Origin of the sequence: Paracoccus subflavus, from assembly GCF_004310345.1 — a bacterium.
Lineage (GTDB): Bacteria > Pseudomonadota > Alphaproteobacteria > Rhodobacterales > Rhodobacteraceae > Paracoccus > Paracoccus subflavus.
The window spans coordinates 20,519-32,715 of sequence record NZ_SISK01000004.1 but is presented as its reverse complement, the minus strand read 5'-3'; the positions used below and the strand labels follow the sequence as shown (position 1 = coordinate 32,715).

General features: G+C 63.1%; 13 protein-coding genes, 2 tRNA genes and 1 pseudogene. 8 read left to right on the top strand and 8 right to left on the bottom strand.

What is annotated here, in order from left to right; genetic code table 11:
- Positions 1-16: 16 nt before the first annotated feature.
- The 3 genes and pseudogenes from EYE42_RS06700 to EYE42_RS06690 all read left to right on the top strand — a co-directional run bounded on the left by EYE42_RS06700 (position 17) and on the right by EYE42_RS06690 (position 1,924).
- Positions 17-880 carry an MBL fold metallo-hydrolase gene (locus EYE42_RS06700; RefSeq protein ID WP_130990549.1) on the top strand — a complete coding sequence of 288 codons (864 nt, stop codon included), beginning with the start codon at positions 17-19 and terminating at the stop codon, positions 878-880.
- A gap of 57 nt (positions 881-937) precedes the next feature.
- A tRNA-Asn gene (locus EYE42_RS06695) sits at positions 938-1,012 on the top strand.
- Between the two features lie 179 nt (positions 1,013-1,191).
- Positions 1,192-1,924 (top strand): annotated as a pseudogene (locus EYE42_RS06690) (IS5 family transposase).
- A gap of 121 nt (positions 1,925-2,045) precedes the next feature.
- Here EYE42_RS06690 and EYE42_RS15970 read toward each other — a convergent pair.
- Entirely contained in the window at positions 2,046-2,201 is a 156-nt protein-coding gene (locus EYE42_RS15970) for a hypothetical protein (protein WP_165455729.1), read from the bottom strand.
- Between the two features lie 201 nt (positions 2,202-2,402).
- Between EYE42_RS15970 and EYE42_RS06685 the strand changes: the two genes are divergently transcribed.
- From EYE42_RS06685 to EYE42_RS06670, 4 genes are all read left to right on the top strand, one after another.
- Positions 2,403-2,549 carry a hypothetical protein gene (locus EYE42_RS06685; protein ID WP_246020616.1) on the top strand — a complete coding sequence of 49 codons (147 nt, stop codon included), beginning with the start codon at positions 2,403-2,405 and terminating at the stop codon, positions 2,547-2,549.
- Positions 2,549-2,761 (top strand): hypothetical protein, encoded by a 213-nt coding sequence (locus EYE42_RS06680; protein WP_130990548.1) that lies wholly within the window; start codon positions 2,549-2,551, stop codon positions 2,759-2,761. Before EYE42_RS06685 ends, EYE42_RS06680 begins: the two co-directional genes overlap by 1 nt.
- A 283-nt stretch (positions 2,762-3,044) precedes the next feature.
- Positions 3,045-3,785, top strand: coding sequence for a recombinase family protein (locus EYE42_RS06675; protein ID WP_246020614.1), 741 nt, complete (start codon positions 3,045-3,047; stop codon positions 3,783-3,785).
- Positions 3,782-4,165: a hypothetical protein gene (locus EYE42_RS06670; RefSeq protein ID WP_130990547.1), complete on the top strand. Its 384-nt coding sequence runs from the start codon at positions 3,782-3,784 to the stop codon at positions 4,163-4,165. Before EYE42_RS06675 ends, EYE42_RS06670 begins: the two co-directional genes overlap by 4 nt.
- A 3-nt stretch (positions 4,166-4,168) precedes the next feature.
- Here EYE42_RS06670 and EYE42_RS06665 read toward each other — a convergent pair whose 3' ends face one another.
- The 5 genes from EYE42_RS06665 to EYE42_RS06645 all read right to left on the bottom strand — a co-directional run bounded on the left by EYE42_RS06665 (position 4,169) and on the right by EYE42_RS06645 (position 8,566).
- Positions 4,169-5,005, bottom strand: coding sequence for a protein NO VEIN domain-containing protein (locus tag EYE42_RS06665; protein WP_130990546.1), 837 nt, complete (start codon positions 5,003-5,005; stop codon positions 4,169-4,171).
- 349 nt (positions 5,006-5,354) lie between these two features.
- Positions 5,355-5,444 (bottom strand) — tRNA-Ser (locus tag EYE42_RS06660).
- Between the two features lie 39 nt (positions 5,445-5,483).
- Positions 5,484-6,077: a polyhydroxyalkanoate synthesis repressor PhaR gene (phaR, locus tag EYE42_RS06655; protein WP_130990545.1), complete on the bottom strand. Its 594-nt coding sequence runs from the start codon at positions 6,075-6,077 to the stop codon at positions 5,484-5,486.
- A gap of 148 nt (positions 6,078-6,225) precedes the next feature.
- A complete protein-coding gene (locus EYE42_RS06650; protein ID WP_130990544.1) occupies positions 6,226-6,696 on the bottom strand; it encodes a Phasin in 471 nt (156 codons plus the stop codon).
- A gap of 178 nt (positions 6,697-6,874) precedes the next feature.
- Positions 6,875-8,566, bottom strand: a complete 1,692-nt coding sequence (locus EYE42_RS06645) for a PHA/PHB synthase family protein (RefSeq protein ID WP_246020648.1) — start codon at positions 8,564-8,566, stop codon at positions 6,875-6,877.
- A gap of 508 nt (positions 8,567-9,074) precedes the next feature.
- Here EYE42_RS06645 and phaZ point away from each other — a divergent pair.
- The gene (gene phaZ, locus EYE42_RS06640; RefSeq protein WP_130990771.1) at positions 9,075-10,409 is read left to right on the top strand and encodes a polyhydroxyalkanoate depolymerase; all 1,335 of its coding nucleotides are present in this window, start codon (positions 9,075-9,077) and stop codon (positions 10,407-10,409) included.
- A gap of 14 nt (positions 10,410-10,423) precedes the next feature.
- Here the strand turns inward: phaZ and EYE42_RS06635 are convergent, their stop codons facing one another.
- Positions 10,424-11,380, bottom strand: a complete 957-nt coding sequence (locus EYE42_RS06635; RefSeq protein ID WP_130990542.1) for an alpha/beta hydrolase — start codon at positions 11,378-11,380, stop codon at positions 10,424-10,426.
- Positions 11,367-12,107 carry an alpha/beta hydrolase gene (locus EYE42_RS06630; protein ID WP_130990541.1) on the bottom strand — a complete coding sequence of 247 codons (741 nt, stop codon included), beginning with the start codon at positions 12,105-12,107 and terminating at the stop codon, positions 11,367-11,369. The genes EYE42_RS06635 and EYE42_RS06630 overlap by 14 nt, the downstream gene beginning before the upstream one ends.
- Between the last annotated feature and the right edge of the window lie 90 nt (positions 12,108-12,197).

The following is a 12,197-nucleotide window of genomic DNA, read 5'->3' as shown; positions in this document are numbered from 1 at the left end:
TGCTAAGGCTAGCGGCATGGACAGCCTGACGAAAGACCTGCGTTGCATCCGTGCGCCCAACGCCTCGCCCCTGACGGGGCCGGGCACCAACACGTTTCTGCTGGGCCACGAGGCCGTGGCCGTGATTGACCCGGGCCCCGACGATCCCCCCCATCTGGATGCCATCGTTCGCGCCGGCGATGGGCGGATCAGCCATATCCTTGTGACCCACGCCCATCTGGACCACAGCGCAGGAGCCCGGAGGCTGGCGCAGATGACCGGGGCGCCGGTGCTGGCCTTTGGCGACGCCACGGCGGGGCGGTCCCCCCTGATGCGCCGCTTGGCCGCAGAGGGCATCACCGGCGGCGGCGAGGGGCTGGATCACGGGTTTGCCCCCGATGTGACCCTGCGCGACGGCGACAGGGTCGAGGGTGCGGACTGGGTGCTGTCGGTCCTGCACACCCCGGGCCATTCCGGCGGCCATCTGGCGTTCGGGTGGGGCGACCGCATCCTGTGCGGGGATGTGGTGATGGGCTGGTCCTCGACGATCATCTCGCCCCCGGACGGGGATCTGTCAGACTATCTGCGCACGCTGGACCGCCTGGCCGAGGCCCGGGCCCGCCAGCTTCTGCCCGCCCATGGCGCCCCCATCGACGATCCGGCCGCGCGCCTGGCGGACCTGGCCGCCCATCGGCGCGAACGCACCGTGCAAATCCTTGCGGCCCTGTCACAGGGTCCGGCCAATGCCGAAACCCTGGCGCGCCGCATCTACGACATCGCCCCGCCTCTGCTGCCGGCCGCAACCCGGAACGTTCTGGCGCACCTGCTGGCCCTGGCCGACCTGGGCGCCGTGGTCCCACGGGGTGAACTGCATCCCCGCGCAGAATTTTTCCGTTCGTGAAAAAGTCGCAAACCCCTCTGGACGCCCATGACGGCCATTGCTATACGGCCCCCGTGTTCCGGCGTAGCTCAGCGGTAGAGCAGTTGACTGTTAATCAATTGGTCGTAGGTTCGATCCCTACCGCCGGAGCCAAGAAATCAAAGGGTTGCGCCCTGTCGGCCACCTAAGACGGGTTCTAGGACGGAAATGTGGCTGCACACTAGCTTCCGCACAAACGAGCACTAGGGCCTGTGGGGATTCACAAGGCAGCGTGGATGTGATTCACGCTCCGGTTTGATCGCAATGTGCTGACGGACGCCCGGTGGGCAAAGATGGAACCGTGCTGCTTGGGCAAGCGTGCCGACCCCGGGCGCAGTGGCCGAGACAATCGGCTGTCTATGGAGGCGGTGCTGTGGATTGCACGGACAGGCAGCCCATGGCGGGATCTGCCTGAACTGTTCGGCAATTGGAGCACGGCCTTTCGGCGGTTCAGCGACTGGCGAAAAGCTGACGTCTTCAAGCATATATTCAATGTGCTAACGGATAAACCGGACATGGAATACGCCATGGTTGATGCCACCATCGTCAAGGGCCACCGTCACGGACAGGGCGCAAAAAGGGGACTCAAGGCCAGACCATCGGACGCTCAAAATGCGGCATGACAACCCAGATCCTCGCGCTGACGGACGCATTGGGCAATCTGGTGCGCTTTCGGCTCATGCCGGGGAACTGCTGCGACAGCGTTGATGTGCCTCAGCTGATCGAGGGCATCGCCTTTGATGGCCTGGTCGCCGACAAAGCCTTTGACAGCAATGCGCTTGTGGCTGAACTCGACGGTCGTGGCGCCAAGTCGTTATCTCCCAGCACTCTGGACGCGCGCAAAAGCTGAAGATCGACCTCAGCATCTCCCAGTGGCGCCCCCTTATCGAGACCTTCTCTTGCAAGCTGAAGGAGTTCAAGCGTATCGCCATGCGCGGCTGCAAAACCGACCAAAGCTTCGAGGCATTGATCTATCTGCCGCAGGCGCCATCAACTCAAGGTGAATCCCCACAGGCCCTAGTCTGAAAAGGCTGTGATCTTTTTCGGCAATGAACGTCGGTTGGTAGAACTTCCCCTCCGCTGCTCCCTTGCAGTGGAGTGGAAATCGGTCCTCGATATCTCTAGTAACGCGTGCGCGCTTCCGGATTTATCGCCCCTCTTTCATTATTGCAACGAGATGAATGGTGCGCTGCAATCCCTCAAGCGCTTTAACGAGGGTTAATGCCCGCGGGAGGTGCTGCATCTTCTCGCCATGGCGAGGCAAAAAATGCAGGCCAAAATATCTTTCTTCCTCATATTCCATCGGTGCGCCCTCCCGCAGAACCGATACCCTACAAGACGATAGGTTGGTCTATTGAAAAAGATGGATCTGTGCTTCTCGCGCTTTGGGTGTTCAATGGTTTCCGGACGGCGGCAACCGGAGCTGCCTGCTCCAGCCATATGATTTTTCCGCTCCCCGGGGGGCCAGTCAGCAGGAGCGAGTTCATGCGTTGGTCGACAGGGCTTGATCCCGGCGGAGCAGGCTCGCATCGTCCAGCTGCTGGTCGCGCAGATTACGGTGAGCGAAGCGGGCCTTGCCATCGACCTGCGCCACGACGGCCTCGGCGCCATCGCCGCACTAATGGCCCGGCCGAAGGAGGAGGTCGCCTGATGCCCAAGACCCTGCGCGTCTACATTCCGCTCGAACTGCGCCGCGGCGGCGGCCGCTCCCGGATTTTGCCGCCGAAGCACGTCGAGATCACCATGAACCGCGGGCAGGATCCTCACCTTCTGCGCACCACCGGCCGCGCCTGTCCGTGTTCGCAACAGGGATGGTGGCGGAGGAAGTGCGCTTCCAACCGGACCGTCTCCTGTGACCCCTGAGGAAGCTCCGGCAGGCTAACGTGTCCTACGGACTTCTAGGGAACATTTCGCAATTTGACGCCGGTCCACCGGGCAATTCGCTGCTGCGCCCAATGTCCGAGGGACGTAGCCCGCAACGCGAAGAGCCCCGCAACGCACTGACTTGAACAGGTTTTCTTTCTACGCATTCGTTGTCGTGCGACCACGGTGGTCGCTCGAAAGGAAACGAAAATGCGAGAAATGTGCCTCAGTCAAATCGAACTGGCTGTCCTGCGCGCGGGCAGCAAGAACGTCGTCACGCTGCGTGAAGAACAAACGCTTCTCGGCCACGATGCTGGCGAAGGAGCTGCGGCGGGAAGGGTTTTGCAGCAAGCAAGGCACGCTGATCGACAAGGGCTACCTTTATCGGGTGCTTCGGAACCGCGTCTATCGCGGCGAGGCCGTCCACAAGGGCAAGGCCTATCCCGGCGAACACGAGGCCATCGTCACCGACAAGGTTTGGGATCAGGTCGACGCCATCCTGCAGGGCAACCGCCACGCCCGGTCCAGCAACAGCCGTATGCAGACGCCCGCGCCGCTGAAGGGCCTGATCTTCACGGACACGGGCGCGGCGATGACCCCGACCGCGACCAAAAAACGCGGCAAGCTCTACCGCTATTACGTGTCGATGGACGTGATCAAGAACCGCACGACGGAGGACGACAGCGGCGGCGATCAAGCACCGACCCGCTTGCCTGCGGGCATGGTCGAGGACGCCATCGTCACCGAGGTCCGGCGCATTCTGCAGACGCCAGAGGTGGTTACGCAGGTGCTGGCGGCGCTGAAGCGCGATCAGGTCTCCGAGGCCGAGGCCATCGCGGCGCTGCATGATTTCAACACGCTCTGGGCGCAGCTGTTTCCGCTCGAACAGGCGCGGATCATCCAGCTTCTGGTCCGGCGCGTCACCGTCACCGCCGCCGGGCTCGAGGTCGACATTCGGCGCGAAGGCGTCGCGGGCGTCATCCGCGAGATGATCGCGCCGCGCGACATGGAGGCCGCCGAATGACCCGAGGCAATGACACGATCCGCGTGCTGATCCCCCTGAAGCTGCGCAAGAAGAACGGTCGGCCCAAGATCATGCCGCCCGCCGATTACAGCCCGAGCGAGGATCAGACGCAGGACCCGCACATCCTGCGCGCCATCGGCCGGGCATGGGGCTGGCGGCGGCGCATGGAGGCAGGCGAGTTCGCGACGATCCAGGAACTGGCCGAGGCCTTCGGTCTGGCCGAACGCCACGTCAGCCGCCAGCTGCGTCTCGCCTATCTGGCGCCGGAGGTCCTCAAACGCCTGACCTGCGGCCGCGAGGCGTCGGCGGTCAGCCTCTACGACCTGTGCTTTCTGGCCGGGGAGACATGGCAGGAGCAGGCTGAGCGGGCGTTTCGCTGACCTTCAATGAAAACTCGCCTGAAAGGACGTCGCGGTCAGCGAGACATGCGCGTCCAGCGGCGGGTGCAGTTTGAATGCCTTCGGCTCGCGCGCAAAGTTCCAGAGCCGGAACAGGGACCATTCCGAACGCCGCTCCTCGGCCACGTCCAGCTCGTTGCGGCTGATGTGGAAGGGTGTGCGTTCCCAGCCATTCGTCGTCTTCACCTCGATCAGGCGCGGGCGGCCATCCGGCGCGAAACTGGCAATGTCGTAGCCGGCGCCATCACCATCTTCCTCCGACACCCACCGGACCTTGCGCGCAAGATCGTCACGGCCCGCTGATTTCAGGGATGCCCGTTCGTGCGCTAGCACGCGCTCCTCACCGGCACGGCCGAGGGCGCGGTTTCGCTCGTCTCGCGCCGCGACATCGAATTTGCGGGCGATGTGCAGCATCTGCTCAAGCTCCTGCGGCGCCGGCTGGTTCGACAAAGTGGGCGGCGGCCCGATCCAGATCGGCCGTGCCTCCGCGAGGCCTGTCGGCGCTCCCTGACGCGAATGGCGACCGAGCCAAGCCGGGTTCAGCGCCAGCCAACGCGCCACGGCATCCACCAGCGTCATCTGGAAATTGAAGGCAGGCTTGTAGCCCGGGATCCAGTCCTCACCCAGCCCCTTCAGCACGGCGCTGATGTTCTGGTGCTTGAACTCGACCGATCCCTCGGACCGGTCGTTCAACAGCGGCAGAAGCCCGCGCCGGTGCTCGGCCTTGTTGTAGGGGCGACCAGAGACGTCGTCGGCCAGCATCGCGAAGTAATCCGCGACGATCAGGTCGTTCTCTTGATCGGTCCAAGTCCCATTTGACATCGCGCCAGGCTAGGGGCGGAAACTGCGTTTGTCATCAGAGACTTCGCGCAAAACTCCCAAGACATACCAGTGACTACGCCGCCCGTGTCGTCGCTCCGTCTCCATCGAAACAAGCCGGAACCAGCGAAACACGGGCGCAACGCGACCCCGTCAGTTCATTGAAATGTATGGAGGTTTTGAATCCGTCTCGCCGATAGCGCAGGGCGGGTGGAAAGAGACGGCGGGCGTTTGGAGACCGATCTCGCGCAGTTGGCCAGTCTCCGAAGGGCGGATGGTCCTTGCAAACCCCTTTGGCACATAAAGAAAAAGGCCCCGTGAGGGACCTGTTTTCGGGTTTGCACTGTGCAAGTGGCGGACAGTGAGGGATTCGAACCCTCGAGACGGTTCCCCGCCTACACACTTTCCAGGCGTGCGCCTTCGACCACTCGGCCAACTGTCCGTCGGGCGCGGTCTAGCCGGTGTTTCAGCGCGGCGCAAGTCAGAGCTTGGCGATCCGTTTTTGAAGTTCGGCAAGCTGGCGCCGGATCTCGGCCATATCCTCGGCGCCCTCGCCGTCGGCCTGGGGTCGATGAGACTTGGCGTCCCGCGGGCCGGTAACCTCCAGATCCTCTGGTTCGGGGCCGGATGAGCCGGTCCAGCCCCCCATCATCGCCTTGAGAAAGGCTTGCTGCTGGCGGTGCAAGGTATCCAGCCCGGGGATATGCGCGATCGGCGGCGGCATGGCCGTCATGTTCTCCATCAGCTTGGACTGGCTGTCGCGCAGCATCTGAAAGCTGGCGGCCAGAAACTGCGGGACAACGGAGTGCGCACTGGTGGTATAGCTGCGGACCAGGTCCGTGAGCACGTCGATGGGCAGGACATTCTCGCCCCTGCCCTCGTGTTCGGCGATGATCTGCAGCAGATATTGCCGCGTCAGGTCGTCGCCAGACTTGAGATCGACGATCTTGACCTCACGACCCTCGCGGATGAAGGACGCGATGTCTTCCAGCGTGACGTAATCGCTGGTTTCAGTGTTATAAAGCCTGCGGCTGGCATAGCGCTTGATCAGCAGCGGCCTGGACGGTGCGGCCATCTCGAACCTCGGAAGAAACGCGGTTTCCCGCATGATGGGTGCTGCACCTGCAAAAGGCAAAGAAAATTGCGTGGCTGCGGGGAAACGTTCGTCAGACATGAAAAAAGGGGCGCTGACGCCCCTTTTTCCCAAACCGTCCGGTTCGGAATTACTTTGCGGCCGAGGTCGCGGCAGCGGCGGCACCGGCAGCCTTTTTCACCGCGAACTGGTTGTCGCGGGCAACCGTTTCGGCAACCGTGCGGGCTTCGGCAGCCACATCCTTGCCAGCGGTCAGCATCAGATCGACCGTGTCCATCTGAACCTTCTTGGCCACTTCGGCATAGGCGGCCATGTGTTCTGCCGCCACTTCGGCCGAAGCGGATGCAAAATCGCTCAGCGACTTGGCATAGTCCGACGGCTCCTGCTTGACGGCAGCCAGTTCACCCATGCGGGAAATCGTGTCCTTGGCCCACTGGGCCGAGATTTCGGTCGAGCGTTCGGCAGCCGCCAGAGCGACCTTTGCCAGCTTTTCGCCCAGCAGGCCCTGCGACTTGAACGCATCCTGATAGGACGACATGTCGACCGGGAAGTTGGACATCATGTCCTGAAAGGTTTTTGCGAAATCGGGGGTCTTTGCCATGTTCTTCACTCCTGTCACCGCAGCAAGATAGTGGATCGTGAGAGAGGGTTCCGCGGCCAAGCCATTCTCATGACCGCAATATGCATGCTGCACTGCGGCATTGCAAGAGGAATATGCTGCGGTGCAGCAAAATTTCTCCTGCTACGCGAAAAATTCTTCTCGGTTCAGCGGATCGCGATCAGGCCGCTTTTTCGTGGACATAGGTTCCCGGAGCCGGCCCCAGACCTTTGCCGGGATCACGCGCGGGCACCATCGCTCCGGCGCGATCCGCCAGCCATTCCCCCCAGGTGGGCCACCAGCTTTCGGCCGTGAAGGTCGCAGCGTCCTTCCAGGCCTCGTATCCTTTTCCGAAATCCCGGCTGCCCACATAAAAGCCGTATTTCTTTTTGCCGGGCGGATTGACGATGCCCGCGATATGCCCCGATTCCGACAGGATGAATGTCCGGTCATTCGATCCCATGGCAGCGACGCTGTTCCAGCAGTCCTTCCAGGGCGCAATGTGGTCCTTTTCGCAGGCGATCGCACACACGGGCACCGTCACATCGGACAAGCGCAGCTTCTGCCCCATCAGGTCAAAGCCTTCGCCCGCGAACAGGTTCTTCTGGCACAGGCCGCGCAGGTACTGGATGGCCATCCGGCCCGGAAGATTGGTGCTGTCGCCATTCCAGAACAGCAGATCGAAGGCCGGAGGCGCCTCGCCCATCATGTAGCTGCGGATTGCCGGCCCCCAGACCAGATCGCGGGGCCGCAGAAAGTTCATCGTCCGGGACATCAGCTTGGCGCGCATGATGCCGTGCCGCTGGATTTCGTCCGCGATGCCGTTCACCAGATCGTCCTGGAGGAAGTTGACGAATTCCCCCTGATCGGAAAAATCCGCCAAGGTCGTGAACAGGGTCGCCGAATTGACCCGGTCGTCGCCGCGCTGTTTCAGCAGCGCCAGCGTCAGCGACAGGGTGGTGCCGCCGATGCAGTAGCCCACGACATTCAGGCGCGGCTGCCCTGTCAGGGCACGAACCTTGTCCATCGCCTCGAGATAGGCGGACACATAGTCCTCCAGCCCGGTATCGGCATAGCTGGCATCCGGGTTCTTCCAGCTTACTATGAACAGGGTGTGCCCCTGTTCGGTCAACCACTTGATAAGGCTGTTCTGCGGCTTGAGATCCAGGACATAGAACTTGTTGATCCAGGGCGGAAAGATCAGCAGCGGCAGTTCGTGAACCTGATCGGTCGCGGGTTTGTACTGGATCAGCTCATACATGGGCGTCCGGTGGACCACCGTGCCTTCAGAGGCGCCGACGTTCTCTCCTACGGTGAAGGCATCCCGGTCGGCCAGCGACACGATCACGTCGCCGCCGTTCAGCTCGACATCGCGGACGAGGTTTTCCAGACCCTTGACAAGGCTTTCGCCATCGGTGGCCACCGCGCGTTCCAAGGCGTCGGGATTGGTAGCCAGAAAATTCGTCGGGGCCATCATGTCCACGATCTGGTCGGTGATCCAGGCAATGCGGCGGCCGGCAACATCGTCTGAAACCTGCAGATTGCGGGACACGTCCCGCATGGCCTTGGCATTGATGAGATACTGCCGCTTGACGAAGCTGAAGAACGGGTGGCTGTGCCACAGCGGGTTGGCAAAGCGCGGATCGCCCTTGGGTTCGTCTTCGGGCGTCGCCGTCTGGCCGCGGGCCAGCGCCATCTGCGTATCGGCATAATTCCGGATCGTTTCCCCCCAGTATCGGACCTGGTTTTCCAGAACACGGCCCGGCTGCTCGGACAGGGTCTTCATCCAGGCGCTGGCGGCGGTCATCATCAGTTCCGGCCCCGGCACCTCGATGGACGGATTGGGCAGGGGCCGCGACGACAGGGCCGCCATCAGCCGCTGCCCCAGGGCCTCGATGCGCTCGATGTTCTCGGCCAGCTTTCGCGCGGTCGAGGCCGAGGCCCCCTGTGCAAGCGAACCGGCCCTTTGCTCCGCCGACGGCGCCTTGTCCCCAAGGGGCTGAGCCCGAGTCGAGGCAACCTGTTCAAGCTGCACCTGCGGCGGATTCACGGCAGGGGCGGCAGAAAGGGGAGATGGTTCGGCCGACGGCGATTCCCTCGCCTCGGCACGGGGCGCCCGGGGTTTTCGGGCGACACCCTTTTCTTTCTGCTTTGGCAAATTTTCTGAATCTTCAACCGATTCAATTCGCGACGACTTGTTTTTAACTTTCCGACTGCCGGATTCTGCACTTCTTGCCATGATCCCGGTTCCCCCCTTATACGGAGTCGATGATATGCGCAGGGCGGAAAATGCGCAAACCCGGTTTGGGAACCAAAATTCGGCAACCTCGCTTTCCGTCATGCTGCACCAGCGAAAGGGCGACACGATGACGATCAAGGGTATCAAGGGCATCGTGTCCTATGACGCGATGGAAACCATTCGCAATACGAACGAATGGATGGGGGCCTCGGCCCGCGCTATCGCCTCCTACCCGGTTTTCGCGCTGAACCCCCACCCCATCCTCAAGCTGATGAGCGCGTGGGGCCGCGTGACGGAACGCAGCTTTGCCCGCATGGTCATCAAGCCCGACTGGGAAATTCCGCCCATTCCCGGTGAACAGGGGCAGGATCACATTGTCTATGTCGAGCCGGTCGTGAAGCGCCCCTTCGGCGATCTGATCCATTTCCGCGTCGCCCGACGCGAGCCGATGCCGCGCAAGGTTCTGCTGGTCGCCCCCATGTCGGGCCATTATGCAACGCTGATGCGCTCTACCGTGACATCGCTTTTGCCCGATTGCGAGGTTTATGTCACCGACTGGCACAATGCCCGCGACATTCCCGTCAGCGAAGGCAAGTTCGATATCGAGGATTATACCCAGTATCTGGTGGACTTCATCCGCCGCCTGGGCGCGGACACCAATGTCATCGCCGTATGTCAGCCCGCCCCCCTTGCCCTGGCGGCCTGTGCCATTCTGGCCGAAGACGATCCCGCGTCCCAACCGCGCACCCTGACCCTGATTGGCGGCCCGGTCGATCCCGATGCCGCCGCGACCGAGGTGACGGATTTCGGCAACCGCATGACGATGGGCGCACTGGAACACCTTGCCATTCAGTCGGTCGGGTTCAAGTATCGCGGCGCGGGGCGCATGGTCTATCCGGGCCTTGCGCAACTGGCCTCGTTCATTGCGATGAACGCGGAAACCCATACCAAGGCGTTTCTGGACAAGATCTGGGGCGAGGCGCGGGGCACCGCATCCGAGGGCGACAGGCACAACCGGTTTTATGACGAATACCTGGCGGTCATGGACATGACGGCCGAATTCTATCTTTCGACGGTCGAGCGGGTGTTCAAGAAATGCGAGATCGCCCATAACGAATTCGTCGTGAACGGTCGAGCCGTGGACATCGGCAAGATCAGCAACGTCGCCATCATGACGGTCGAGGGCGCGAACGACGACATTTCGGCCCCCGGACAATGCGTTGCCGCCCTGGATCTGTGCACGGGGGTTTCCCCGGATCGAAAGAAGCAGCATCTGGAACCCGGCGCCGGCCATTATGGCATCTTTGCAGGCAAGTCCTGGCGCCTGAACATCCGGCCGCTGGTTCTGGACTTCATCGACGACAACATGGCGGTGCCTGATTCGATCAAACCCAAGAAACGCCGCATCCGGGGTGGAGAAGCGGCAGACTGCGGCGCCACCGACCAGGTCGAGGACAGCAGCAAGACCGCCGTCTGAACCGGACGCGACCGTCAGGGCAGGTTGGCGATCCAGTCGGCGATGGCCTTGGTCAGCATCGGGGTCATGCTTGGCGACAAGGCATCGCCCGCAAGAACATGGGCGTCGGGATCGTCTCCAGCGCCCGGAATGATGCGCAGGATGGTCGGGGCGTTGCCCCATTCCGATGCAATCCGGGCGCTGATCCGGTGATCGACGATGCGGTCGGCATCCGACCAGACGAACAGGGCCGGCATCCTTGCCTGACTGTAATCGCCCCGACGGGCCTGTCGCAGCAAGGCGCCGACGGGCAGGGTCGCGGACATCGGATAACAGCTTGTCCAGCCGTCACGATGCCTGTCGTTGCGAACCGCAAAACACCGTGGGGGATCGCCCGCCAGCCGCAGGATTGTCCGAAGCCCCGGCAGGTCCAGCATCCAGGCGCCCCGCGCTTTCAAGGCAAAGTTCGGCGACACCAGGATAACCCCGTCCATCATCGCCCCCAGATGCGGGTCGCGCGCGGCCAGCGCAGTCAGCGTGGCCCCAGTGGACATGCCCAGCACGACGACCCTCTGACCCATGCCTCGGGCAAGGGTCAGGCCCTCGATCAGATCGCGCCACCAGTCATCGGCTCGCGCTGCCGCCAGGGCATCGCCGTTCCGCCCGTGGCCGGTCAATCGGACGGCCAGCAGATTGGCCCCCAGCCGGCGCGCCAGTTCCTCGGGCAAGGGGCGCAGTTCCGCAGGGCTGGCGGAAAAGCCATGGACATACAGGATCGCAATATCGGTCTTTTGCCCCGGCGGCCCTGCCCATTGCAGATAGGACGCGACCGCGGGGCGGATGCCCGCCTCTCGCGCGGCAAGCCACGCCTGCGGGTCGACGCGCAGGTCCACCGCGGAATCGCCGCGCAACCGGTCGCGCGGTCCCCAGACCCAGAAAAGGGCCAGCACGACCCCCACCACGACTCCGGGCAGCAGCCTAGGCCACGACATCGTCCACGCCCTGCCCGATCAGTTGCAGGCATTCGGGCGTCGAAAACCGATGATCGGCATCCTTGACCAGCGTCAGGCGAATGTCGGGACCAGTCGCGTGATCCAGCAGCCGCAGGGCCCAGTCAACCGGCACATCCCGGTCGGCGGTGCCCTGGAACATCCGCACCGGACAGAGCAATGTCAGCGGCCGGTCCATGACCAGGTGATCGCGCCCGTCCTCGATCAGGCGGCGGGAAATCACATAGGGCTCGTCGCCATAGTCGCTGGGCAACGCCACCCGGCCTGTCGCCATCAGCGCCTGGCGCTGTTTGTCGTCAAAGCCGGCCCAGAACCCTTGTTCGGTGAAATCGGGCGCGGCGGCAACGGTCACAAGGCCGGCGATCCGGTCCGGCATGGCGCGGGCCAGCAAGATGGCGATCCATCCTCCCATGGACGATCCCACCAGCACCTGAGGCCCTTGTGTCACAGCCTGGATCACGGCGTGCGCATCGGCCAGCCAGTCGCCGATGCAGCCGTCCTCGAACCGGCCGGCGCTGGCGCCATGCCCCGAATAGTCAAAGCGCAGAAAGGCCCTGCCCTGCTTGCGCGCCCGGTCGTCCAGCCATTCCGCCTTGGTGCCGGTCATGTCCGACCGGAACCCGCCCAGAAAGACAATGCCCGGTCCCTGCCCGTCGCGGAACCGATAGGCGATGCGCCGCCCGGCGGGAGTGTCCAGATATTCGGTCATGGCCGGCCTTTCGCTTTGGACGGCTTATCTTGACAGTTTTCCGCCGCGCGTCCAATGGAGAGCGGACAACCCGCAACCGGGCGTTCCGTG